The sequence below is a fragment of the Candidatus Dependentiae bacterium genome (assembly GCA_020431705.1).
Lineage (GTDB): Bacteria > Babelota > Babeliae > Babelales > Vermiphilaceae > JAGQHQ01.
In genome coordinates this window covers 1-24,796 of the sequence record JAGQHQ010000002.1, presented here as the reverse complement: position 1 = coordinate 24,796, position 24,796 = coordinate 1, and the positions used below count along the sequence as shown (strand labels likewise).

The 24,796-nt window shown below is 34.5% G+C and carries 23 protein-coding genes and 3 tRNA genes; 16 read left to right on the top strand and 10 right to left on the bottom strand.

From position 1 onward, the window contains the following. Positions 1–52: 52 nt before the first annotated feature. The gene (locus KC460_00725; protein MCA9769876.1) at positions 53–1,513 is read right to left on the bottom strand and encodes a hypothetical protein; all 1,461 of its coding nucleotides are present in this window, start codon (positions 1,511–1,513) and stop codon (positions 53–55) included. Between the two features lie 76 nt (positions 1,514–1,589). Then, positions 1,590–4,163: an excinuclease ABC subunit UvrA gene (gene uvrA, locus KC460_00720; protein ID MCA9769875.1), complete on the bottom strand. Its 2,574-nt coding sequence runs from the start codon at positions 4,161–4,163 to the stop codon at positions 1,590–1,592. A 297-nt stretch (positions 4,164–4,460) separates the two neighbouring features. On the opposite strand from uvrA, the gene KC460_00715 reads away from it, so the two are divergent. The 5 genes from KC460_00715 (at position 4,461) to KC460_00695 (ending at position 6,438) form a co-directional block, all read left to right on the top strand. Further along, a tRNA-His gene (locus KC460_00715) sits at positions 4,461–4,536 on the top strand. A gap of 22 nt (positions 4,537–4,558) precedes the next feature. Then, positions 4,559–4,789, top strand: a complete 231-nt coding sequence (locus KC460_00710; protein ID MCA9769874.1) for a hypothetical protein — start codon at positions 4,559–4,561, stop codon at positions 4,787–4,789. Positions 4,790–4,793: 4 nt separating this feature from the next. Beyond that, positions 4,794–5,297 carry a hypothetical protein gene (locus KC460_00705; protein ID MCA9769873.1) on the top strand — a complete coding sequence of 168 codons (504 nt, stop codon included), beginning with the start codon at positions 4,794–4,796 and terminating at the stop codon, positions 5,295–5,297. Between the two features lie 55 nt (positions 5,298–5,352). Beyond that, a tRNA-Pro gene (locus KC460_00700) sits at positions 5,353–5,428 on the top strand. 149 nt (positions 5,429–5,577) lie between these two features. Beyond that, the gene (locus KC460_00695) at positions 5,578–6,438 is read left to right on the top strand and encodes a hypothetical protein (protein ID MCA9769872.1); all 861 of its coding nucleotides are present in this window, start codon (positions 5,578–5,580) and stop codon (positions 6,436–6,438) included. Here KC460_00695 and KC460_00690 read toward each other — a convergent pair. Further along, positions 6,433–6,870: a hypothetical protein gene (locus tag KC460_00690; GenBank protein ID MCA9769871.1), complete on the bottom strand. Its 438-nt coding sequence runs from the start codon at positions 6,868–6,870 to the stop codon at positions 6,433–6,435. The genes KC460_00695 and KC460_00690 overlap by 6 nt on opposite strands. 124 nt (positions 6,871–6,994) lie before the next feature. Here KC460_00690 and KC460_00685 point away from each other — a divergent pair, with 124 nt between their 5' ends. From KC460_00685 to KC460_00660, 6 genes are all read left to right on the top strand, one after another. Continuing rightward, a complete protein-coding gene (locus tag KC460_00685; protein ID MCA9769870.1) occupies positions 6,995–7,303 on the top strand; it encodes a hypothetical protein in 309 nt (102 codons plus the stop codon). Further along, positions 7,284–8,126, top strand: coding sequence for a restriction endonuclease (locus KC460_00680; GenBank protein ID MCA9769869.1), 843 nt, complete (start codon positions 7,284–7,286; stop codon positions 8,124–8,126). Before KC460_00685 ends, KC460_00680 begins: the two co-directional genes overlap by 20 nt. Before the next feature lie 42 nt (positions 8,127–8,168). Further along, entirely contained in the window at positions 8,169–9,278 is a 1,110-nt protein-coding gene (gene rodA, locus KC460_00675) for a rod shape-determining protein RodA (protein ID MCA9769868.1), read from the top strand. A gap of 135 nt (positions 9,279–9,413) precedes the next feature. Beyond that, on the top strand, positions 9,414–10,439 hold the full coding sequence (ruvB, locus tag KC460_00670; GenBank protein ID MCA9769867.1) for a Holliday junction branch migration DNA helicase RuvB: 1,026 nt from the start codon (positions 9,414–9,416) through the stop codon (positions 10,437–10,439). A 169-nt stretch (positions 10,440–10,608) separates the two neighbouring features. Further along, positions 10,609–11,325 carry a YebC/PmpR family DNA-binding transcriptional regulator gene (locus KC460_00665; protein MCA9769866.1) on the top strand — a complete coding sequence of 239 codons (717 nt, stop codon included), beginning with the start codon at positions 10,609–10,611 and terminating at the stop codon, positions 11,323–11,325. A 10-nt stretch (positions 11,326–11,335) separates the two neighbouring features. Then, positions 11,336–12,229 (top strand): YicC family protein, encoded by an 894-nt coding sequence (locus KC460_00660; GenBank protein MCA9769865.1) that lies wholly within the window; start codon positions 11,336–11,338, stop codon positions 12,227–12,229. A gap of 5 nt (positions 12,230–12,234) precedes the next feature. Here the strand turns inward: KC460_00660 and KC460_00655 are convergent, their stop codons facing one another. Next, positions 12,235–13,506 carry a hypothetical protein gene (locus tag KC460_00655; GenBank protein MCA9769864.1) on the bottom strand — a complete coding sequence of 424 codons (1,272 nt, stop codon included), beginning with the start codon at positions 13,504–13,506 and terminating at the stop codon, positions 12,235–12,237. Positions 13,507–13,699: 193 nt separating this feature from the next. Here KC460_00655 and dnaE point away from each other — a divergent pair, with 193 nt between their 5' ends. Further along, positions 13,700–17,146 carry a DNA polymerase III subunit alpha gene (dnaE, locus tag KC460_00650; protein MCA9769863.1) on the top strand — a complete coding sequence of 1,149 codons (3,447 nt, stop codon included), beginning with the start codon at positions 13,700–13,702 and terminating at the stop codon, positions 17,144–17,146. A gap of 2 nt (positions 17,147–17,148) precedes the next feature. On the opposite strand, the gene KC460_00645 is transcribed toward dnaE, so the two are convergent. The 5 genes from KC460_00645 to KC460_00625 all read right to left on the bottom strand — a co-directional run bounded on the left by KC460_00645 (position 17,149) and on the right by KC460_00625 (position 21,048). Continuing rightward, positions 17,149–17,805 (bottom strand): hypothetical protein, encoded by a 657-nt coding sequence (locus KC460_00645; GenBank protein ID MCA9769862.1) that lies wholly within the window; start codon positions 17,803–17,805, stop codon positions 17,149–17,151. Positions 17,806–17,944: 139 nt separating this feature from the next. Further along, complete coding sequence (locus KC460_00640; protein MCA9769861.1) at positions 17,945–18,280, bottom strand: hypothetical protein; 336 nt, start codon at positions 18,278–18,280, stop codon at positions 17,945–17,947. Positions 18,281–18,384: 104 nt separating this feature from the next. Next, the gene (locus KC460_00635; GenBank protein MCA9769860.1) at positions 18,385–19,443 is read right to left on the bottom strand and encodes a hypothetical protein; all 1,059 of its coding nucleotides are present in this window, start codon (positions 19,441–19,443) and stop codon (positions 18,385–18,387) included. 276 nt (positions 19,444–19,719) lie between these two features. Further along, a complete protein-coding gene (locus KC460_00630) occupies positions 19,720–20,580 on the bottom strand; it encodes a hypothetical protein (protein ID MCA9769859.1) in 861 nt (286 codons plus the stop codon). Between the two features lie 393 nt (positions 20,581–20,973). After that, positions 20,974–21,048 (bottom strand) — tRNA-Phe (locus KC460_00625). Positions 21,049–21,278: 230 nt separating this feature from the next. Between KC460_00625 and pheS the strand changes: the two genes are divergently transcribed. The 4 genes from pheS (at position 21,279) to KC460_00605 (ending at position 24,022) form a co-directional block, all read left to right on the top strand. Further along, positions 21,279–22,313 carry a phenylalanine--tRNA ligase subunit alpha gene (gene pheS, locus KC460_00620; protein MCA9769858.1) on the top strand — a complete coding sequence of 345 codons (1,035 nt, stop codon included), beginning with the start codon at positions 21,279–21,281 and terminating at the stop codon, positions 22,311–22,313. A 33-nt stretch (positions 22,314–22,346) separates the two neighbouring features. Further along, positions 22,347–23,264, top strand: coding sequence for a UTP--glucose-1-phosphate uridylyltransferase (locus KC460_00615; protein ID MCA9769857.1), 918 nt, complete (start codon positions 22,347–22,349; stop codon positions 23,262–23,264). Between the two features lie 125 nt (positions 23,265–23,389). After that, positions 23,390–23,668 carry a hypothetical protein gene (locus KC460_00610; protein MCA9769856.1) on the top strand — a complete coding sequence of 93 codons (279 nt, stop codon included), beginning with the start codon at positions 23,390–23,392 and terminating at the stop codon, positions 23,666–23,668. A gap of 24 nt (positions 23,669–23,692) precedes the next feature. Next, positions 23,693–24,022 (top strand): hypothetical protein, encoded by a 330-nt coding sequence (locus KC460_00605; protein ID MCA9769855.1) that lies wholly within the window; start codon positions 23,693–23,695, stop codon positions 24,020–24,022. A gap of 225 nt (positions 24,023–24,247) precedes the next feature. Here the strand turns inward: KC460_00605 and KC460_00600 are convergent. Beyond that, positions 24,248–24,796: IS5 family transposase (locus KC460_00600; GenBank protein ID MCA9769854.1), on the bottom strand; the 549-nt coding region annotated here is incomplete at its 5' end.

The following is a 24,796-nucleotide window of genomic DNA, read 5'->3' as shown; positions in this document are numbered from 1 at the left end:
GTGCGATCTCCATGCGAATTACATAACAATAAATAAGTTTATTCCACCGCATTTAATATATATTTTTGTATTGATCTTGTAAGCCATACAATTGATTCATTATATCTTGCTCCGGCGTAGTATACAATATGAGGATTACATCAATTGAATTGTTTCTATGTGCTTCAAGACTTTTTTGTATTGCATCAACAATCCATTGTGTTTTATTCTCAAAAACACCGCCGCCCATCATCGTTAAAAGTACTTTTTGACGAGAAGAAGTCTCCTTTACTCGTTGACTAGCTGCAGATAACGTATAATGATATGAAGCCATCAAACATCCTTTGGCAAAGGTCTCAAGGTTTTCCTTTGTGTTTATCTTCTCCTTCTTTTTCCCTTTAGCTTTGTTTAAATTTGCTATATGCCCTATTCTAGAATTGGATAGATTAAGCGCTGAGGTAAGCACAAGTGTTACTTGTTGCCCATGATTATTAGTGATTCTGGCTTCAACATTTGCTGGTCCTTTAGGAGAAATATCTGTTAAAATAGGAGTAACTTCAGTATGCAAACCTATCCTAATACTTCGCCACCACTCTTTATCTTCCTCATTATCACTCTGCTTGCCCCAATCATAATTAGCAATAGATGTATAACAGTCTGTAGTTGGCAATCCATACTTCATATCTTTCTTGTCTATTACAGATTGAAGTAAGTTTATTCCAGAATCATTAATTTTTTTACTAGACAAAAAATAATAGCGATAAATAGAAGCCGGTAACGTTGCTGTTGCAACTGACTCTCCCTGCGCAAACCCTTGACGACTATCAGTATAATGACTCACACCACGACCCTTGCCCTCCAAGCAATTAAATCGGGAAGCAACTTGAACAAATGCACCATTATACTTAGGTTTTGAAATGAGCGAAATTATGTCAACACTACTTGTGTTATTTTTATTTCCTTTTTCAATAATATTAAATGTTAAACCGCCACAAACACCGCAAGAATATTCTCTTTGATAATGTTTGCCAAATGCATCAACCCTAAAGTCACCGTATGGATATTTTTTATTACTATTACAAGGGGATAATACTTTTTTCCGAGAAAAATATAATGTCCGCCACAAAGGCTTTGTAACCCAAACATGCGGTATAAACACTTTCTGATCCTTATCAATAAACTTTTTCTTATCCTCTTCATTTAGATTCACAAAATCATTTTCGCTTATGCCCATCACTAATTTAAACTGATCTAGATTATTGATGTACTTATTTTTCTTTACGTCACTTAATTGACGATAGCCACAATACAATTTATTATCTTTCCACTGCCTCCTTTCTTCTTCAGTTTTTGAATAATAAATTTTTGTATACCATAGTGCTACTGCTGCAACCCCAGCACCAACAGCAATCGTCGCTTTTGGATGTTCTTTGACAAAATCACGTACCTGAGAAAAATAACCTGCATTCGTAATGAATGAAACACATGTGAAACAAAACATCACTAATGTTTTAAAAAAGTCCACTAATTGCATATTTGTAATCCTCCGCGCATTACACAATAATAAAAATTGATAGCTAAATAAAAACCAAGCATTCTTATATTATTCATTATTTATTAAACATTTTTTTCAAATAACGCCCCGTATGACTACTTCCATTTTTAGAAACGTGCCGCGGTGTACCTTTGGCAACAATAGTACCGCCACCATCGCCCCCCTCAGGGCCAAGGTCGATAAGATAATCAACCACTTTAAGCACATCAAGATTATGTTCAATAATAATCATTGAATTACCTTTATCAACAAGTTTGTTTAAAACTAACAATAATTTTTCAATATCAACATTATGTAAACCAGTAGTTGGCTCATCTAAAATATATAAAGTATGCGAACCGCGCTTTGCCAACTCATCCACTAACTTGATTCTCTGTGCTTCCCCACCAGATAATGTTGTTGATGATTGCCCTAATTTTAAATACCCTAATCCAACATCACACAATAATTTTAATCGCTTTACAATTGTTGTGTGTGCTTCAAAAAAAATTACGGCTTCTTGTGCTGTCATTTCAAGAATGTGAGCAATATTTTTATTTTTATATGTAATCTGCAACGTCTCTGTATTATACCGTAAGCCATTACACGCTTTGCAAGTCATCATAACTTCTGGCAAAAATTGCATATTAACCTTGATGACACCATCGCCATTACAATCAAAACATCTACCATCAGCAATATTAAAACTGAATCTCCCCACTTTATAGCCACGAGCATTACTTTCTGGCAATGAAGCAAATAACTTCCTGATGTAATCAAAGACCCCCAAATAGGTTGCAGGATTTGAACGCGTTGTTCTACCAATTGGCGCTTGATCAATCACTACTAAGTGCCGCAATAAATCTGCACCCTGTACATCAGTATATTCACTGACTGTATTCATTCTTTTTTTACTTAAAAATTCTCTCTCAATAGCTGGTACTAATTCACCCATAATAAGTGTACTTTTTCCTGAACCAGACACACCAGAAATTCCGCACAATACACCAAGTGGAAATGCTACCGTTAAATCCTGTAAATTATGCTTATTTGCATGGTGCAAGGTCATAAAATTTTTTGGTTTTCTTACAACTTCAGGAACACCAATCGCGCGCCTGCCACTCAAATATGCACCCGTCAACGAATGTTTATTTTTAAATAACGCTTGTGGCGAACCAACAGCAGTTACTTGCCCACCATGAATACCAGAAGCAGGCCCCATATCAATTACATAATCTGATTGTTCTATAGTATCAGTATCATGCTCAACCACAACAACCGTATTACCTTGATCTCGCAATGCTTTTAATGTTGCAATTAATTTATCATTATCACGCTGGTGCAACCCAATACTTGGCTCATCCAAAATATATAATACACCACTCAGCGCTGACCCAATTTGCGTTGCAAGTCTTATGCGTTGCCCTTCACCGCCAGAAAGTGTACAAGCTGAGCGATTTAACGACAAATAAGACAATCCAACATCAATAAGAAACTGTATTCGTCCTTTTGTTTCTATAAGCAATGTATTCACAATTTCTTGTTCAACATCACTCAGATACAGCTGAAAAAAAAAAGAATATAAATCTTTTATTGAGAGTGCTGCTAACTCACAAATATTTTTGTCACCAATGGTAACTGCTCGTGCAACATCATTCAACCGTGTACCATAACACATAAAACACGTTTTTTTTATTGCATATTTATCACCAAAAAAATCTGGATATTTTTCTTTCCACGATTGTTCATCACCCTGACCCCATGGCCACTCATGAATGATACCAAGGCCGCTACACTCTGTACATGCACCAATTGGAGAGTTAAATGAAAAATGACGTGGTTCAAGTTCAGGAATTGAACGTGCACATTTTAAACACATTTTATCTGAAGAAAACAATTGCTCACTATAATCAGCGATTACTTTGCATGTGTTACCAGCCAATTTGAAAGCAGTTTCAACTGCTTCATTTACTCGTGCTCGCTCGCCAGATGCAACCATTACTGCATCAATTAATACATCAATCGTATGTTTAAATGTCTTTTTCAGTTTTAGCTGTTTGATTTCATCTTCAGATTTAAATTTGTACCGCTGGCCATCAACCACAAAACGGTAATAACCGGTATGAAATAATTTAATTAACTCATTTACAAACTCGCCTTTACGTTCTTGTACAATTGGAGCAGTAATCATAACGGTTTGATTTTCAAATTCTTTACACAGTAATTGTGTAATTTTTTCTGAAGATTGTACCGCAATTGGTGCATGGCATTCTGGACAATGAATTTTACCAATTCGTGCAAAAAGAACACGAAGATAATCATATATCTCTGTAATTGTACCAACAGTAGAACGTGGATTTGAACCAACCGTTTTTTGTTCAATCGCAATGGACGGACATAAGCCATCAATACGATCCACATCCGGCTTTTTAGCAATACCCAAAAATTGACGTGCATATGAAGATAATGATTCCATATACCTTCTTTTGCCCTCAGCATACAAAATATCGAGTGCCAAAGAACTTTTACCTGATCCTGAGGGACCAGTTATCACCGTTAATGTATTTTTTGGAATGCTGACATCGATGTTTTTGAGATTATGCTCACGCGCACCAACAACTGTAATTCTATCGCCCCTTTGGCGACCCATGCGATCATTACGTGCATTATTTCTTTTTTTGGTCATGATACACTAAAATAATATGGTTTTTGTTTTGATTAGCATAACATAAAAAAGCTTTATACCAAAGTAAAAAACGGTATTTTTTATAGCATATAACTTACCACTGAATACTATTTGGGTAAAATATTTCTATACTGAAACCCTATATTTTTCCACTTGAGTATGAAATAATGCTCAATTTTTACTTTGCATTTTTTAGCAGAGATCGTATACTGAGAGACTCAAAAGAGTCTATTGCGTTGTAAGGCTAACAAAAAATGTATGGTGAATGTAGCTCAGTTGGTAGAGCACCAGGTTGTGGTTCTGGTGGTCGTGGGTTCGATCCCCACCATTCACCCCACTAAAATAGCTCGTCAAAAATTATGAATTTTTACGAAAAAAACCGGTACTATTTTTATAAACAGTACAATAATAACCGTCCACGTTTTTTCTGGGGAATAATGCTCTTTTTTATTGGCGCATCAATTATTTCTCGCACGCTCTTGGGAACGTCATTTCCAGTTGATATTGCCATTGGCGGTATCTTCCTATATTTCGGTTTAAAAATGATATTTGGCTGGCATCATAACAAATTTAAAAAGTATTATGATTAATAGTATGATGTGGGGAATAAGCCTAATTATTTTAGGTTTATTGCTCATAATAAAAACAATTTTTGGTATTACTATACCAGTGGTTCGTGTTGCAATTGGTGCATTATTTATGTACGCCGGCATCACACTGATTACTGGTATTGGCTCATATTCAAGTAAGCAAACTCGTTATATCATGTTTAAACAGGAAACAGTACGTATTCATCAACCATATCGATCGTATAATGTATTATTTGGCAATGGTGTTATTGACTTGTCTATAGTACCAATAAAAAAATATACTCAAGTTGATATTAACGTATTGTTTGGCTTATGTGTAGTAAAACTTTCTGCGCAAACACCCACCAAAATTCATGCAGAATCTTTCTTGGGCGGACTACAATTGCCAGATGAATCAGTCCTTAACTGGGGTAAAAAGCGCTATATTTTTACCGGTAATGGCTCGCATCCCTTATTAGAAGTTAATGCTAAAGCCGTTTTTGGCAATCTAGTTATGGAATTAGTTTAAAAAAAACTTGCCAGACTACCTAAAAAAAGGTACCTTTTTTGCATAAAATTAAGTTCGGGGTGTGGCGCAATTGGTAGCGCACTCGCTTTGGGAGCGAGGGGTTGTCAGTTCGAGTCTGGCCACCCCGACCAGTTTTTGTTTATTTGGCTCTTCTTCCTACTTTGCACGTTTTAACTAACTATCATCATCTTTATAAGTAATTTCTCTATTGTCTTCACAATGAACTTTTCATTGCGATATCTTGTTGACAATCTATAACTTGTTGCCATAAGGAAATTGTATGAAAAAGTATTTTTTAATCGGCCTACTCCTTTGCTCAGCCCTCGCTGCAACAACATATGACGATGACGCAGACATGTGGGTATCATCATACATTATAAATCAAAATGATCAGCTCAAAGTTTCTTCTGCACATTTGCAATTAATACTCAACTTACTCTATTTTTCATACAAGCGCTCGCAAGCAACGCTTGATATACAGCCAATTGCACTTAAAGCATTAGAAGGTCTGTGGAAAGGATGGTTAAATATACTACGCACACGCCGTGATCCATCAACAAAGTTACACAATGAACCGTATACAAAAGAAGAAAAACATTACAGCTATCATTTTTGGCAACAATATATCGAACATAGAGAGTCAGCTCGTTCATATAACCATGCCGTTAACCATGTTATACATGGTGAATTGCTTTCCGATACAATTGCAACACTTGCTATTGAGAACTTACGGCATAATGCACGCAGCATTATCACCAGCGCATTAACTGATATTCAATATCACCTGGGCAATATATTCCAGCAAATGACCCGATCAGACAAGCTATCATCACGTGGAATTTTAGACTTTGTCACTTCATATCTTGGTAAACTCGCACAAGAATCATTTATTCAAGCAGATGATTTAAATACAACTGCAAGCAGAGAAATATGGGAGCTGTTTAAATCAACACAAGAAATCGGTAACTACACATGGAATACAATAGAACATGCACGCGCAACATTTTATTTGGCACATTACAGAGTGTTATATAACGTCATGAAACAACATAATCTAGAAAATCACCATTTTGGAATTATTTTTGATGAACATGGGTTAATTCCAGAAAATAAACGAGAAAAAATATTACCCGTATTATGATTTTTTTCCAAAAAGCACATACCCTACTGCTACCATAAGCGCAAGTGCTGCAAGCAAAGATATAAAAATAAACAAATCACTTATCTTATGCCAATATATTAGATAGCCCATTGTTAATATAAAAACGCCACCTAAAATAAAACCCTCACCGATAAGCGCCGGGGGACCAAATGCTCCTAAAAGAATCATTAACATACCTGCTGCAAGCGCTGAATAAAAATATGTTTTTTCACGATCGTCAACTTTTTGTTCCCACGCGTTCTTGCGCTCTTGCCACTTATATCTTTCTTTATCTTTTGGTTTTTGATGATAGTCTGATGGCTGGTTCGGCAACGGATATATAACCTTGAATCCCCAATGAAATGCAAATGGTAGTACAACCATAATGCCCAATCCAAGTGCAACTCGTCTAATAATATTCAGTTGATTCATTTGATTTATCCCTCACAGCAAAAATAATATCATTTAATAATAGTTAAGTATTACGTATTGCATACAACTCGGTCAATATGTTAGAGCACTAGTAATAGTGTAAACTGCCAAAAAAGGAGTCCGTATGAAAAAAACAAAAAACTTTTTTGCTCACCAAATCACGCTTTCTGCATCGATTGCTACGGGTATTGTGTATATTATTTACGCTGCAATCATTGTTTTTTTACCCGAGTATACATATAAACTAACTGCGAGTTTACTACATATGCGTTCACTTGAACCATTTATGCCATACATACAAGTAACAGGTGAAAACGTTTTTAGTGGCGTTGTGCAAGCTACTTTATATACCTATGGTTTTGTTATGTTGATGCTATTTATATACAAAAAACTATCATGTAAAAATAACGATCATGCCATTTTATATCACTAAGTCATCGGGAAAAAAAGAACGGTTTAGTTTGAAAAAGTTTAAACGCTCGTTGCATCGGGCCGGCGCTAAACCACATTTGATTAATTACATTATTAAAGAAATAAAAAAAATACGCCCGGAAACCACACAACAAGTACATGAATTTGTTACCAAAATGCTACACAAAGAAGCTCGCCCGATTGCTGCACGATATAATTTAAAACAAGCATTAATACAGTTTGGGCCTGCTGGATTTCCTTTTGAACAATTTATTGCACAATTGCTCAAATCACAAGGCTACACAACGGAGATTAACAAACAAGTTAACGGTAAATGTATTTGGTACGAAATAGATATTATTGCACGCAAAGAAAACAAACATTATTTAATTGAATGTAAATTTCATAACCGACAGAATATGAAGTCCGATGTTAAAGTTACACTCTACAATAAAGCACGATTTGATGATATACACAATGCATGGAAAGAAAGTGAAAAAAGGGACAGTACCATAAATCACGACTATCATCAAGGCTGGGTAATAACTAATACCAAATTCACAAGTGTTGCAGAAAAATATGGAGAGTGTGTCGGTTTACGATTAATTAGTTGGACATACCCGTCAACAGGAAATTTACCCGCAATGATAGATCAACTCGGGCTTCACCCAATCACTGCGCTTACGTCACTTACAAAAAAACAAAAACAAGAATTTTTAAACGCAGGCTTTGTTCTGTGCCGTGATGCAGCACAACATAAAAATATGTTTAAACAGTTTGGTTTTTCTGAAAAAAAAATTAAACAACTAATTGCAGAAATAAAAGCTGTATGTAAGTTGGACTGATTTTTTCTTGTGACTACAACAACTTTTTGTAACACTACACACATGATAGTTAAACAACACCGCTACCTAAAACATTTTGACTGGATTACGTTTTTACTCACCTTTAGCCTTTCTGCCATCGGTCTACTTTTTATTTTCAGCGCTACATATAAAGCTGATCAACCATACTCTATATTTTTCAAAAAACAAATATTCGGTGTTGCTTCTGGATTTGTTATTTATTTTTTATTTAGCATTCTTGATTATCGCCGTCTTATGAAATGGGGATATTATATTTATCTTGGTGTTATCAGCCTGCTTATTTTCACTATCGTTAAAGGAAAAATGGGTATGGGTGCTCAGCGTTGGGTTGATTTAGCATTTTTTAGACTACAGCCTTCAGAACTAGCCAAGCTCTTTTTCCCCGCCTTTGTTACTTACTATCTTTATGAACGTAAAGATAACACTGCACAGTTTTCGTTTAACACTTTTATTCCTATCTTACTCATACTTGGTTTTAGCTTCCTTTTAATTGTAAAGCAACCAGATTTGGGCACTGCACTCGTCCTTCTTTTTTGTGGATTAATTACTCTGTGGTGTGCTGGAATCAACAAAAAATTTTTTACCTACAGTTTTATTCTTGTTTTACTTACCGCCCCTATTTCTTGGCATTTTTTAAAACCTTACCAAAAAAGACGTATACTTGTTTTTGTTGGCTACGGCGATGAAAATAAAGAACGATACCACCTTGAGCAGTCAAAAATCGCTATTGGTTCTGGCGGATTATTTGGCAAAGGGTTTCTTAAAGGTACACAAAACAAGTTACGCTTTTTGCCTGAAAGCAGAACTGATTTTATTTTCTCCGTAATTGCAGAAGAAAGCGGCTTTATTGGTGCTCTTTTTGTTCTATGTTTATATATGTTTTTATTCTTTCGCCTACTGATAATGATCGCTCATATTAAAGACCACTTTGTACAGCTTGTGGCACTTGGCATTATTATTCCAATTATGCTCTCAGCACTTATTAATTTATGTATGGTTACTGGTCTGCTACCAATTGTTGGTATCCCGCTGCCACTCATTAGTTATGGCTTGAGCAATTTATGGGTTACGTATGCTGGGCTTGGTTGGTTAAGTGGTATTGCTATGAGAAGATTTTATATCCACAATTAAAATTAAAGAATGCAAACAAACACCCCAAAAAAAATTTTTTTCATAACCCGCCTCTCGTTATGCTACACTACTCTTGCAGTGTATCAAATAATAGTATTTAGTAGTATTAAAAATTAATAAGCTAAAGTAATAAGCATGGAAGAATTAAAAAACATTAGTATACTCACATTGCAAGAAACACCCGAAGAACAAGCAACAGACTTTAATCCACATACATTTGATGAATATATTGGTCAAAAAGAACTTAAAAAAAAATTATATGTGTATACACAGGCTGCTAAAATGCGCGGAGAATCTCTCGATCATTTGTTATTATTTGGCCCACCCGGACTAGGTAAAACAACATTATCACACATTATGGCAGAGGTTATGGGCGTTAATATAAAAATTTGCAGCGGCCCTATGATGGAGCGCACTGGAGATTTGGTCGCCATTATTTCTAGCCTTGGACCACGTGACATTTTATTTATTGATGAAATTCATCGTATGCCAACAGCAGTTGAAGAAGTACTATATAGCGCAATGGAACATTTTCGCGTTGACGTAATTATTGGACAAGGAGCTGGTGCAAAATCAATCAATCTGCCTGTCAATCCATTTACACTAATTGGTGCAACAACAAAAAGTGGCAGCATATCTGCACCATTGCATAGCCGTTTTGGTATTATTGAGCGTCTTGATTTTTATACGGACCAAGAACTTGCAGAAATTGTGTTACAAAGCGCTAACTTTTTAGGGTTGAACATTGATAAAAATTCCGCGCTACAAATTGGTACCTGTGCACGTGGAACACCACGAATTGCAAAAAAAATATTACGCCGAGTACGCGATTTTGCACAAGTACACAACAATAACAATGCAGATGAAAAACTAGTACAAAAAGCACTTTCTTTTTTAGGAATCGATAGAGAGGGGTTAACAAATGTGGATAACAAAATACTCAAAAAAATTATAGAAAATTTTAATGGCGGACCAGTTGGTTTGGAGACCCTTGCTTCATTAATCGGAGAAGACAAAGACACTATAGAAGTTGTTTATGAACCTTTTTTACTCAGAAAAGGATATTTGGAAAAAACACCCCGAGGGCGTCAGATTCCCCATAAAAAATTACCACTTCTAAGAAAAAAGCTATTAGGACAAAATTCACTTATATTAGACTAATCGAAACAGATATGTTTTAGAAACTGTATATAAGCATATCCCAAATGATTTAGTCGGAACATGTTATATGGCCCCCCTGACCCTTATGCAAGCCAATCGACATTGTCAGTATAAGCAGGTAAACTGACGACAAAGCAATATTTTTTGAAAATGAGCAGGAGATTTCCCGATGGCAGGGCACAATAAATGGTCAAAAATAAAACATAAAAAAGCAAAAGAAGATAGTAAACGAGGAAAGGCGTTTACTAAACTTATCAAAGAAATTACAGTAGTTGCTCGTGCTGGTGGTGGCGATCCTTCTGGAAATGCTCGTTTGCGCACATTATTAGAACAAGCGAAGGCCATTAATATGCCACAAGAAAATGCAATCCGTGCAGTTAAAAAAGGTACAGGTGAACTTCCTGGTGTAAGTTACGAAGAACATACGTACGAAGGTTACGGCCCATATGGCATAGCCGTAATTATAGAATCTCTAACAGATAATAAAAATAGGACTGTTGCAGCATTACGCCATATATTTTCCAAACATGGTGGTAATCTAGCAGAAACTGGATCTGTCAGCTGGATGTTTGAACCCAAAGGGGTTATCCGCTTAAAAACCGATAGAACTGAAGATGAGTTACTGGAACTTTTACTTGATTTTGACATAAGCGACCTGCAATATGATGATGATGATATGTTTACTGTGATATGCAATCCAAAAGAAATAGATAAAATAAAAAAAAGTATTGAAGAAGAAACTGTTACAATTGAAAGCGCTGACATTGAACGCATTGCTCAAAATAACGTTGATTTACCAGAAGACCAAGCTCATGAAGCATATGATTTTTTGAACCTACTAGAGGAAAATGATGACGTTCAAAATGTATATACAAACTTAGCATAAAAAGGATCCTATGATTCGTAGCATGACCGGTTTTGCAACACAATCAGTTACACTTATCCTTGATGATGGCGCTTCTGTAGGAGCAACCATTAGCATAAAATCTCTTAACTCTCGTTTTTTTGAGGTAAGTTGTCGTTTACCACACCCATTGAGTAATCTGGAAACGGAAATAATTAAAAAACTAAAGAAAAAATTGTTTCGTGGGTATGTACAATGCACAATTCATGTTGCCGACTTAGGTATTTTTAAAGGCGCTGTCGCTCCAGCAATCAATACTGTCACTAGTTATGTCAATGCTATCCAACAAATACAAAAAAAATCTAATGTTTCTGGCGATATTGAGATAAAACATATCATTCAACTTCCAAATATTTTTACCGTACAAGAACAACAAATTAGTAAAGAATCTGTGAACCATATTTTACAAACACTTGATAGCATTATCGCCCTTTTAATTAAAGAACAAAAAAAAGAAGGTGCCATGCTTGCAAATGATTTGCAAGAACGTATTACAGTCATAAACAAAGAAATGATTGCAGTAGAAAAAGAAGCCATCGCATTGATGGAAAAAAAGAAAAAATTTGTTGATACAGAATTACAAACACTTGAAGCTGACAAAAATAAGCTTATGGAAATTGGCAGAAGTGCTGTATACGTGGTACTTGATAAAATTGATATACACGAAGAAATTACTCGATTCAAAAGCCATATAGAGAATCTTCAAAAACTAATTGAAGATAAAAAAATAGAAAAGGGCAAGCGACTAGACTTTACTCTTCAAGAACTTTCACGTGAAATTAATACTATTACAGCTAAGTGCTCTGATGCTGGTATTAGCACTCGCGCAATTGATATAAAAGTTGAATTAGAAAAAGCACGTGAGCAAACACAAAACATTGTATAGTATAATTACCACCATCTAATTTTTGAAAAGAGAGAACTTACCAGGCAGCCCGCTTTTTGCCACCATGTTTGGTTATTAACTATTTGCGCAGCACAAGAAGCAGACATCTCTACAGCTACATTTGTTTTCATATTATTTTGTAGCATTTTATAACAAATTGCACATGTGCCAAGCAAAGCAACTCCTCCAAAAGCTGTAAATAAAAACCTTCTGTTTTTTCTTTTGTTCCCGATCTTTTGCTGTGATTTTCTTTCAACTTTTTCTTTTTTCTCTGATTCAAATTCCTTATTATTGTTTTCAAAATAAAGGCCCTTGTCTGATAACCATATCTTATCCACGTTACAATTAAGTTGTATTATACGATAATTTTTATGCAGAATGTCATACAACTTAATTTGGCTATTTTTTTGACCTTTATTGACCTTAATAAGGCCGGCAATAGTAGTAGGATTAACAGCAATATCACATATATTTGAAAATTTTTCGAGAGCTTCTACTTTATCATTATCTTCTACTTTATCATTATAATGTATAACACCTAATGTATCATCTTCTGCTAATTGAACCATATTAATTGTACCATCAGCGCAAAGTAAACATAATTTATGCAACTCAGGTAGAACAGAAACTTTTTTTATTTTAAAATTGGTTTTCATTCTTAACGACTTTTCCGCATCCATACTTGAAAAACCGAAAAAGTAGCGATAACCATCAGATTTTTCAAAACCATATTCCCCAGCATAGTAAAATAGTTTTTCTTTGGGATGAATTGCAATTGCACTAATATGGACTTTCCCAAAAATATAGGAAGGATATTCTTGCTTTTTAACTTTTTTTCCTTGCTCTTTAGTTGTTTTGTTGTATACAATAAATTGAGTTTTTGGGTGATATTTGTCGTTACAAATCTCTGTGTCGTCTTTTTTATTAAAAAATCGCGTTACTACACAAAAAAGAGTTAAATTGTTTTTGTTGGGGCCATCACATAAAGCACTATTTGTGTGATATATCTTATCTTTATCAGATGTGGTGGCTACTTTATTTTGTTGATAAGGACGACTTAAAATTTCTTTATAAGACACCCCACAGACTTTTTTTCTTTGTCTTTGAATCTTATAACTGTTTACATCACTCACCTCTATATACACCCTATTAGAGTAGCAATTTTCGCTTAAAATTCTATTGGAAAATAAATCACCCTTATCCTCCATGGCAACAACACGGCCCTGCAATAGCAAAGCAGATAACACACCTACAATAACTAATATAATTTTTTTCATTCTAGGGCCCAACGCAAATAGTTTCTATTTTCAATATTTAGTGGTTTTTATCACAGATAATGATACCATTAAAATTGAGTTATGTATAACACAATTTCACCATCTAATTAATCAAAAAACATTTTTCTCTCAACATTTTTCTCCCTTTGCTATACACTTTCAAAAATAGAAAATTAATTATGCAAACGTGAGTATGGAAAAACATTTTACCCATTTACATTTACATACAGATTTTTCGCTTTTAGACGGTGCTATCAGCCTTGATCGACTGATATCCTTTGGCAAAGAACAACAATGGAGATCACTTGCCATCACTGATCACGGCAATATTTTCGGTGCCGTTAAATTTTTTCAAAAATGTAAAAAAGCTAATATCAAGCCAATTTTAGGTATGGAAGCATACTTAACCGAAGATGTAGCAATAAAACAAATTGATAAAAAGTATTATCATTTGATTTTGCTAGTTCAAAATGAAATTGGGTATAAAAATTTATGCAAATTAATTTCTTTTGCATATCAAAAAGGTTTTTATTTCAAGCCACGTATTGATTACAATACTCTACAAGAATACTCAGAAGGTCTGATCGCAACATCTGCGTGCCTGGGTGGTCATATTCCACAATTATTAAAACATAGTAAAACTAAAGAAGCAAACACACAAATTGATTGGTTTTTAAAATATTTTGGTGAAGAGCGTTTTTACCTTGAAGTACAACCAGAAGATCAAGATGAACAAAAAGTATTAAATCAACAACTGTTTGATATCAGCAAAATACGCGGTGTTAAAACTGTTGCTACTGGAGATTGCCATTTTCCCACCCTTGCGGATCACGAAGCACACGAAGTAATGCTTTCTATTCAAACACACGGCAAAATAACCGATCCAAACCGCTATAGTTTTGGCGATTGCCGAGTCTATATGCGTACTACACAGCAGATGCTTGAAGAATTCAAAGGACACGAAGAAGCCATTTGGCAAGCTGGTGAGATTGCTGATATGTGTAATTTTGACTTTGAAACAGGCAAATTATTTTTCCCCAAGTTTGATATTCCTGATCAAAAAAGTCCTGAAGAACATTTTAAGTTTTTATGCCAACGTGGTTTACAGAAATTAATTGATAAAAAACGTATTGATAATGTTCAGAAAAATGTTTATCAAGCACGCCTTTATGAAGAAATGAATCTAATTATCGATATGGGTTTTGTCGGCTACTTTTTAGTAGTAAGTGATTTTATTCAATGGGCACGTGCAAAAAAAATTCCCGTTGGCCCAGGACGTGGATCTGCTGCTGGTTCACTTGTTGCCTGGTGTTTAGAAATAACCAACATCGACCCACTTAAATATAATTTACTTTTTGAAAGATTTTTGAATCCTGAGCGTGTGACAATGCCTGATATTGATATCGATTTCTGTATTGAAGGACGGGATGTTGTTATTGGTTACGTTCGCGATAAATACGGACATGATAAAGTTTGCCAAATTATTACTTTTGGTACAATGATGGCAAAAGGTGTAATTAAGGATGTAGCACGTGCACTTGGTTTTTCTTTTGAAGATTCTAATGCTATCACCTCTTTGATTCCTGATCAACTTAAAATTACCCTCAAACAAGCACTTGAGCAAGAGCCACGATTGCAAGAATTAATCGACAATAATCCAAAAGCTCAAAAATTATTTGATCTCGCATTTCGCCTTGAAGGGTTAACACGCCATGCATCAAAACACGCTGCCGGTATTGTGATCTCACCTGAGCCAGTTGATGAAGTACTACCGGTATATGTACCACCAAAAACAGCTGAATTAGTCACACAATATGCGATGACAGAACTTGAGAGTCTTGGTTTTCTGAAGATTGATTTTTTGGGACTCAAAAACTTAACACTTGTCGATCGCGCCGTTACGTTAATCAAAAAAAACCACAGTGTTGATATTAATATTGATATGCTACACCTTGATGACAGAAAAACATTTGAGCTTATTTGTGCGGGTAAAACATCTGGTGTATTCCAACTAGAATCTGAAGGTTTAAAAGAAGTGTTACGCAAACTGCAACCAGAAACATTTGAAGATATTATTGCTGTAAATGCATTGTATCGCCCTGGCCCACTTGGCTCTGGAATGGTAGATGATTTTATTGAGCGTAAACATGGACGACAAAAAATTACCTATCTATTTAAAGAACTCGAGCCTATCTTAAAACCAACTTATGGTGTTATTGTTTATCAAGAACAAGTTATGAAAATTGCTTCAACTATTGCGGGATATTCACTTGGACAATCCGATATCTTACGCCGTGCAATGGGCAAGAAAAAAGTTGAGGTGATGAAAGAGCAACGAGCACTCTTTTTAGATGGTGCACAAAAAAATGGCTTTGATAAACAAAAAGCTGGTGAGCTTTTTGACTTGATGGCCTACTTTGCAGGATACGGTTTCAACAAATCACACTCGGCAGCATATGGATTAATCGCATATCAAACAGCATATTTAAAAGCAAATTATCCTGCTGAGTTTATGGCATGCTTGATATCACTTGAGGCAACCAGTGCAGATAAAATGTCTTTTTATTTACAAGAAGCAAAAGATATGGGATTAGAGATTATTCCACCCAATATTAACCGCTCAGAAGTTGATTTCACGGTTGTTGATGGCAAAATAATTTTTGGATTACAGGGTATTAAGAGTGTTGGGCACGCTTCACTTGACAATATCATTGCAACACGGAAGAAAAAACTCTTTATTGATTTGCTTGATTTCTGTACTCAAATTGATTTACGAACCTCAAATAAGCGTGTGATTGAACATTTGATCTATGCTGGTGCGTTTGATCATTTGCCAGGTAATCGAGCACAACAGCATAAGGAGCTTTCTCGTATTATCGAGCTTGCATTAGAAAAAAAGAAAGCAGAGCTCACTGGACAAATGGGTTTATTTATCAATAATGGTGAAAAAAAAGATGAACCAGATTTATATACCTATCAACCACTTGCTGAATGGACAGACAAAGAAAAGTTAGAAAAAGAGCAAGATGTTGTTGGGTTCTATTTAAGCTCTCATCCACTTGAGACATATCGCACACAAATAAATTGGTTTGCTCCAACAGCCATCACAGACATTCTTACACATACACAAACGTACAACCAACAACAAGAACCGTTAGCACTTACTTGCGGATTGCTCAAAAGCAAAAAGGAGATAATAACTAAAAAAGGTGACCGCATGGCCTTTGTCCAACTTGAAGATATGTCTGGTGTTGCTGAAATCATTTTGTTTCCCAAAATATTCCAGTCTGTTGAACAATGGCTAACAAGCGAGTATCACGTATTTGTAGCAAAAGGATTTGTCGACTTAACCACAACACAGAAATGTAAAATTAAAGCAAATGAATTTATGCCAATTGAACTTATTTTAAAAGAATGGAAACAGATCTTTAAAGCATCTCTAACACTACCTAATACTTTTGATACAACATTACTAAAAAACCTCGAAGAAACATTAGTCGATGGTAGCATTCCACTAGAAATTTTGTTTTGTGAAAATGGCAAAAACTTGTGTTTAATAACCAATAAAAAAATTGCACTCGATGATAACACGCTCTATACACTAGCAAAGCACAATATTTCTGCACAAATCAAGTTATAATATTATTTTTTCAAATATGCTTGAGCCTTTTTATAGCACCATTCATCATGTGTTTTTAATTTTAATAAAAACATTTGTAACTTTTTATCGTTATTACTTGCAAGAAAACAATCAACCGCTTTATATAGATGATGTACTACTTTTTCCTGTGGTGCATCTTCATCTAAAATAAAAAAAAACAACATTTTTTTATGCATGTTTGCTGCCTGCGCATCATCAAGAAGCATATCAAGTCGTTTTGTGATATCATGAGCTTTGCGATAATTATTTTTTTCTAGCAACAACTCAAAAAGATTGTTTAAACAACTAATAGCTTGTTGCTTACGATCGAGTTGAAGATATAGATCTGCAGCATTTTTGAGATATAATTCTTTTTTTGGAATCAGTGTTATTAAATGTTCATAGACAGCTACTGCTTCAAGTAATCTATTTTCTTTCTGATATAATTGCGCTGCATGATGATATTCTGCTGCTGCTTGCTCATCATCAAAAGCCCATAAAAGATCTCCTGCCAATTGAGATGCAAATGCCTGATCTTCAATTGAGTATGAAAGTAATCGATATACGCCCATTGCACGTTCTTTTTCTCCACGAGCAACACATTCGGCCAGCTTAAACCAAGCAACGGAATATTTATCTAATGGTATTTGTTGCCTCATATTTTTGTCCTTTTTTTTAAAATACTATAAGTACATAAAAGAGATGATACGCTTTTTTTAGCTATGTTACTTATTTATTATTTAATACCATCACATTCGAATGAGAAAATCAATCAATGGCTATACTCTTTGTATCTATTTAGTGACTTTCGGTAGTAACATTACCAGAAATCGCATCTACAAATGACTTTTCTGCCCCTGAGCTACGTGAATAGCTTTTTTTTATAATAGTTTTTTTTCTTGTAGATGATAAAGGACTTCTTTTTATTGTTCTTGTCCCGGCAGCCCTATTATTACTCACCTCAGCATATTTTGAAACAATAATCAGAGAAGGATACCGAGTCTCAATCATTTCATCATTTTGTCCACTTTTTCTTAGATCCGCCATCGGCGAACCACTTCTCTTTTTCATACAAACGATAACTGAACAGAAAGCAAATGCTCCGACTAAAAACATATATTTTAGAAAATTCATGTACTCATCCTTTTAAAATAACCCTTCTTGGTCTTTGTTTCAGTAATGAGGTTAAAATTTTCAACTGAATAATTACAATAAAAACAACCATAAAAAATACATTTTTACTCACGAACCATTTTATTCAGTATCGGTAATAACAGCAACTTTGATTTAAGCCATAACATGCGCTCGCATGAATTAAGTGCATCATTAAGTTGGCTATCATTACGACGTAGTACTCGTGATGAATATTTTACAATATCACGCATAGCATCATTAATTTTACGTGCACCCTTCCACAACGAAGTATAGCTACCTTCATACATTAAATCATGAGATTCATATAGTGCTGTAATAGCCTTGAGCAAATCATAATTATCATTCACACAGGCAATGACTCCAGCTCTGTCCAAATTATCCCCCTGAGTAAGAGCGTATACATCATGATCGACTGCATGTATCACTGCCTGAATGTCACGATCAAATAAACGACAATGAGAAACATGTGCGTAATGATTAGTTAATTCTGCAACCTGACCCAATATGGCAGCAAGAGTTGCTGAGTGCTCTTCTATCTGTAGATCTAATTTTCGTATAACATTAGAAGCTGTTATAATTGCTGAGATATTTTGATCTTCAAAAGCGCCTACCAATTCCGTAAACTCTGAACGTATCGAATTAAGGGCTGCCAAAACTTTAACTTGCTCTTGCAGTGTATATGCCAGATGCATAGCCCATTTATCACGATTTGCAAGTGTATGCGTTATTCTTGATACTCCTGAAACAATACGATAGAATCCATAAGTAGCTGCCAGCCATATACCACCAATTAGAATACCCTCAGTTGATTGACACACAAGACTATTTCGTTGTTGATCAAAAGTACTATGTTTCAGTATTTTTCTGGATAAAATTCCTACAATAGTTCCCCTTACTTTTTCATCTATTTTTCTCATTAAAGGAACTGTATTACCTTCTTGTGTTGCTCCTACTTGCATTGTCAAAAAATGATAATACCCATACCCTGCAGCTACAGCGCTAACTAAACCTGGCAACGATGATACCTTCTGTTTATCTGTTTTATAAGGTAAGCTCTCCAATAAAATATATTTTGCTTCACAACACAGAACGATAAAGAAACTTCCTATCACAAAAAGTTGCATTTTTTTGAAATTTTGCATCAAAACGCCTTTCTTTTTATAAAAAACATTACACATTGAGTGTAATTAGAGATTATAATAAAAAACGAGAAAAGTCTATTTTACAAATTCATACGGTATCTCAATATATAAAATATAGCGGCAATTAATATTGCCGCTATATAGTTCTCAACACCTTATTGTTACTTATACTATAGTATTTTTAGTAGTAACGTAGTTTTTCTAAAGCATTATTTAAAAATTTTAATTTTTTGGATATATCACAAAATTTACTGAGTTATATTTTTAGTAATCAATCTAAATAAATCCTTTAAAAGATATAATCTTATAACAATTTTGTATTTCTTCATCTTTCTCTTTTATTTCTTTATCTTTACAATGATTGATAGTCTTTAGATTGGAAATCAAAATACCGTACTCGTTGTTCTTCTTCTTTAACAATTTGTTTTCTTTTTTCATAGAAGCAACACAGTCCGATTTCTCTTTTATTTCTTTATCTTTACTGCAATTGCTAGCGTGTAGATTGGAAATAAGAATACGTTGTCTGCTTATTTCGTTATTCAACAATTCGTTTTTTTCTTTCATAGCAACAATATAATCCGATAGGATATCTATTTTTTTGTTAGAATATAGAGCTATTTGCGCCCCAACTGCAAGCTGTACACCTGTAATAAGCCTGTCACCTACTTTTATAATATCATTGCTTGACCATTTTTCCGACAAATCTAGCATGCTACTACATAGATAACTGGTAAAGTAATTTTGTTGTACGCGATATTCATTCCTATTATCTCGAGGCATAACATTATAGACAATTACGGAACTGTTTTTAAGGGCTTTTGCAAGTTTCTTATCATCTGTACTTTTTCTTAAATAATAATTGTTTATTCGTTTTACAACAAAGCGTTCCGCATCATCTACCGATTGTAATGGCTTATTAGGTTCTATTACATCCATAGTTCTACTCAGATTTTCATCCTCTTTTACTGGAAAATTTCCATTTTTAAGCATGTGAAATGTACAACGAAGCGTAATGCCGGTTATGTTATCATAAAATTTATGGTCTAACGTCTTCAAAGACTTTTCTTCCATTGCATAAGAGAGTGCGCTGAATAAAGATAGAGATAGTAAAGCTAATTTATTATGATAATTCATCATATAATATTCCTTGATATTGTTCGTTAAATAAATACTTCCTTATCTGATTACTACACTCTTGACTAAACACTACTCAAATAATGATAGATAATCATTGCACAGGTAGAAATAAGTGTCAATAAAAAAAACACTGAAAACACATATTGAACTTGCCCACCTGTTGCTTATGGAAATAACCTCAAGATACGCGCCTGTTTGTAATTTAAATAGCGCAACATTAAAAAAGTTTGCAAATAGGAAATTTTGTGTAATATCTTAAACAGAACAGAAAAGATTAATATAAAACAGTTGGTTTAAAGACAGTCAAATTGTTACCTAAAAATAGTGCCACTGTTAATCAGAATTTTAATTTTATAATAAGCTTTAGATAAAAACTACAAAATACCTCAAAGATGGTGCCGGGGGTCGGAATCGAACCAACGACGCTGAGCTCTTCAGGCTCACGCTCTACCACTGAGCTACCCCGGCATTAGAAATAAGAAAAATATATAAAAAACAACGTGTATAGTATCAACTCAACCTTTTTTGTCAACGATTGTCAACGATAAACCTAATTATAGCAGCAAAAATACATCGCGTATACCAAAAATTATTCAAAAAATTGTTTGTCTGTTATACTCTCAAATACGTATATATACAATAAAGTTACGATGCGTACAAGTACAAGCGTACGAATAATAAGGATTGTTCTTATCATCATGGACGATTTAAAACAAAAAATAACGAATATAAAAAAAGAATTTGAAGAGCAAATCAATTATGCCACTGAAGAAAAGCACCTTGAAAATATCAGAATCGCTTTTCTTGGACGCAAGGGAAAAATAACTTCTTTGATAGCCAGCTTCAAAATGTTACCCGTAGAACAAAAACGAGAATGGGGGCCCCTACTCCAAGAACTCAAACAATTTTGCCAATCACTTTACACAAAAAAACAAGTATCGCTAAAACAAGCAACAGGCAGCAGCCAACAAAAGAAAAAACTTCACTTTGATGTAACAGCATACAAACCAAACCAGCAATATGGTAGCCTGCACATTTATACACACCTTACTCAGAAATTAGAAGACATTTTTATCAGCATGGGATACAAACGTGCTGATGGCACAGAAATTGAAACTGATTACTATAATTTTAGCGCACTAAATATTCCAGAAAACCATCCGGCACGAGATATGCATGATACATTTTGGCTCACTATTCCTGGCATGCTTATGCGCACGCATACTTCCACTATACAAATCCATGCAATGGAGCAACAAGAATTGCCGCTTGCACTTTTTGCACCTGGTCGAGCATATCGTAACGAGGCAACCGATGCTTCACACAATTTTATGTTTATGCAAGTCGAAGGTTTATTCGTTGATAAAAACGTTTCTATGGCACATTTACTTGGTACCGCACAAGCATTTTTGCAAAACATATTTGGAAAAAATGACTTAAACATTCGCGTTCGCCCTGGATATTTTCCATTTGTCGAACCAGGAGTCGAAATTGATTGTTCTTGTCCATTTTGTTCTAATGGATGTTCTGTATGCAAACATACTACATGGATTGAGCTACTTGGCGCTGGACTTGTACACCCAAATGTTCTAGACTCCTGTGGAATTGATTCATCTATCTATTCAGGATTTGCTTTTGGTATGGGACTTGAGCGTTTGGCTATGATTCTTTATAGAATAAACGATATACGATTGTTTCATAGTAATTCACTCAATTTTCTTACACAGTTTTAGCCTTTTATACATGTTGCAATCGAGAGATTAGTAATGGATATAACAAAACTCATTATTCCCGCTGCCGGCTTTGGTACACGTTTTCTACCATTAACAAAATCTGTTCCCAAAGAAATGATTCCACTTCTTAGTCAACCAGCCATTCACTATATTGTAGAAGAAGGCATTGCATCAGGAATAGAACATTTTTTAATAGTAACCTCACGTAATAAGCAAGCCCTTGTTAATTACCTAGATGCATCACCAGAACTTGAGTATTTTTTGGAAGAAAAAAACAAACTTGATTGTATTGCTAGTATAGAAAAAATTCTTCGAGCCGCACATTTTACGTACATCAGACAATCTGAAGCATTCGGGCTTGGCCATGCAATTTGGACAGCTCGGCATACAATCGGCAAAGAATATATTGGTATTTGCTTACCGGATGATATTATTATTGGCAAACAACCTGCACTTTCGCAGCTTATACGCATTGCGCGCCAAGAAAAAGCAAGTGTTATTGCTGTACAAGAAGTGCCACCACACGTTGTCAGCTCGTATGGCGTTATAGCTATTAAAAAACAAATTACTCCTAATTTATTTCAAGTTTCTGACCTAATAGAAAAACCAAGCACGAAAGATGCACCCTCAAATTTAGCTATTATTGGACGCTATATTCTTTCTCACAAGATCTTTCATGCACTTAATGAAATTTCTGATTATGCAACTGATGAACTACAATTAACTGATGGTATCAGTCAAATGATGAAAAATAATGAAAAGGTATTTGCATATAAAGTACAAGGTACCCGATATGACATCGGCACTCCTATTGGCTGGATTAAAGCAACTATAAGCCTTGCAGCTCAACACCCAGAGTATGGCCCACAAATCAAGGAATTTCTTTCTGACTTTGATACTCTTGATTCTTTCTTATACAACAAAGAAAAAAATATTAGCCATCATACGTAACAATACTTTATAAATTGATACATAAACACACTTGTTAAATATATTTTTATTTTTTTAAATTATTGCCATTTGACACACAAGTGTGGTATTATCTTTTTGAATTAGAATACCAAAAAAGGATATATATGAAGAAAAAAATGATTATTTTATCATTTCTTATTTTTGCGTGGTTATTTTGTACACTACAAAATCTTACTGCCTGCCCTACCTGTATTGGTGATGTTAATCATAAGACACCGGTATTTTTTAGTGACGACTTCTATCGCGCACAGACAATTAACGAAGAAAATGAAAATTCAGACACAGATGAAAGCAATAAAAATGACGACAATGAATACGAAGATAATAACGAAGACGATGAACATCATTATAACTACAATATGAACACCGATTATGATTATTAATGGAAATAAGCAGAGGAAACAATAATGAAACTAAAATATTTATTATTTATATGCGTAAGTATAGTATCACCTTTCATAATTGCAGCACCCGATTGCTTAGATAATAGTTGGCATATGCAAAAACGAGGTGATCTAAAAGATTATCACAGCGTTCAATGCAACTGCCCATGTGGAATATTTACATCAAGCAATAATTATCGTATTTTAGCAGATCGTAATATGTGTTTTAAATGCAAACATTATCGAAATCCACGTCCTATACCAATCAACAAAAAAAAGTCATATCTTTTTAGCTCAATTGATACGTACTCAATTGATACAATAAAAACGAACACAACCATAAAAAATATTTAAATTTAGATAACCCAATGAAAAATAAACATAGTGCTATATTATTTGTAACTCTTATCTTTTTTAATACGCTAGCAGTTGGCTCTGATTCTTGGTTAAATACAACTTATAATTATCTTTTTTCTAAAGCTGGATCTGCAATCAATTGGATAAAGGAACACCCTAAATTATCATTAGGCTTACTTTCATCGGGAGCTATAAGCTTAGGTTTAGAATCTATCCCAAAATTCATAAATGCCTCAAAGTATAGAATATAGCGGCAATTTGGATTGCTGCTATATAGTTTTCAACTTTCTTATTCCATCGAATAAAAATACCTCGCCAGCTATTCAGATGTCCAAATGTTCTTTCAATAATCCATCGATGTCGAGAGATTGTTTTTTCTGGCTTTAGTTTCGATTTTCTTTTATTTTGAGAAATAAGCGGAATAAAGCCATTTTTTTTCAAAAATGTTCTTGTGTTGTTTGCATCATAAGCTGTATCTGCTGCGCAAACAGTTAGCTTGTGTGGAAGTAAAATTGGTATATTTTTAATTACTTTTCTTGCAAAAATATTGTCATGTCTATTTGCTCCAGAAATTGCAATTCCAAGAATAACTCCATTTTGATCAACACAAATATGCTTTTTTGTTCCTATCTTTCTTCGATCAACTGGACTTGGACCAACTTTTTCTCCTCCCAGCGGTGCTTTGGAAACTGATCCATCAATTGCTATCCACTTCATCATTTCACAATTTTTTCTTTGGTATTTTTTCAAAATTTTTATACAAAAATTTCG

Coding starts and splice junctions, on each gene's coding strand:
- KC460_00725 (MCA9769876.1), bottom strand. CDS start 1,513: ATGCAATTAGTGGACTTTTTTAAAACATTAGTGATGTTTTGTTTCACA.
- uvrA (MCA9769875.1), bottom strand. CDS start 4,163: ATGGGTCGCCAAAGGGGCGATAGAATTACAGTTGTTGGTGCGCGTGAG.
- KC460_00710 (MCA9769874.1), top strand. CDS start 4,559: ATGAATTTTTACGAAAAAAACCGGTACTATTTTTATAAACAGTACAAT.
- KC460_00705 (MCA9769873.1), top strand. CDS start 4,794: ATGATGTGGGGAATAAGCCTAATTATTTTAGGTTTATTGCTCATAATA.
- KC460_00695 (MCA9769872.1), top strand. CDS start 5,578: ATGAAAAAGTATTTTTTAATCGGCCTACTCCTTTGCTCAGCCCTCGCT.
- KC460_00690 (MCA9769871.1), bottom strand. CDS start 6,870: ATGAATCAACTGAATATTATTAGACGAGTTGCACTTGGATTGGGCATT.
- KC460_00685 (MCA9769870.1), top strand. CDS start 6,995: ATGAAAAAAACAAAAAACTTTTTTGCTCACCAAATCACGCTTTCTGCA.
- KC460_00680 (MCA9769869.1), top strand. CDS start 7,284: ATGCCATTTTATATCACTAAGTCATCGGGAAAAAAAGAACGGTTTAGT.
- rodA (MCA9769868.1), top strand. CDS start 8,169: ATGATAGTTAAACAACACCGCTACCTAAAACATTTTGACTGGATTACG.
- ruvB (MCA9769867.1), top strand. CDS start 9,414: ATGGAAGAATTAAAAAACATTAGTATACTCACATTGCAAGAAACACCC.
- KC460_00665 (MCA9769866.1), top strand. CDS start 10,609: ATGGCAGGGCACAATAAATGGTCAAAAATAAAACATAAAAAAGCAAAA.
- KC460_00660 (MCA9769865.1), top strand. CDS start 11,336: ATGATTCGTAGCATGACCGGTTTTGCAACACAATCAGTTACACTTATC.
- KC460_00655 (MCA9769864.1), bottom strand. CDS start 13,506: ATGAAAAAAATTATATTAGTTATTGTAGGTGTGTTATCTGCTTTGCTA.
- dnaE (MCA9769863.1), top strand. CDS start 13,700: ATGGAAAAACATTTTACCCATTTACATTTACATACAGATTTTTCGCTT.
- KC460_00645 (MCA9769862.1), bottom strand. CDS start 17,805: ATGAGGCAACAAATACCATTAGATAAATATTCCGTTGCTTGGTTTAAG.
- KC460_00640 (MCA9769861.1), bottom strand. CDS start 18,280: ATGAATTTTCTAAAATATATGTTTTTAGTCGGAGCATTTGCTTTCTGT.
- KC460_00635 (MCA9769860.1), bottom strand. CDS start 19,443: ATGCAAAATTTCAAAAAAATGCAACTTTTTGTGATAGGAAGTTTCTTT.
- KC460_00630 (MCA9769859.1), bottom strand. CDS start 20,580: ATGATGAATTATCATAATAAATTAGCTTTACTATCTCTATCTTTATTC.
- pheS (MCA9769858.1), top strand. CDS start 21,279: ATGGACGATTTAAAACAAAAAATAACGAATATAAAAAAAGAATTTGAA.
- KC460_00615 (MCA9769857.1), top strand. CDS start 22,347: ATGGATATAACAAAACTCATTATTCCCGCTGCCGGCTTTGGTACACGT.
- KC460_00610 (MCA9769856.1), top strand. CDS start 23,390: ATGAAGAAAAAAATGATTATTTTATCATTTCTTATTTTTGCGTGGTTA.
- KC460_00605 (MCA9769855.1), top strand. CDS start 23,693: ATGAAACTAAAATATTTATTATTTATATGCGTAAGTATAGTATCACCT.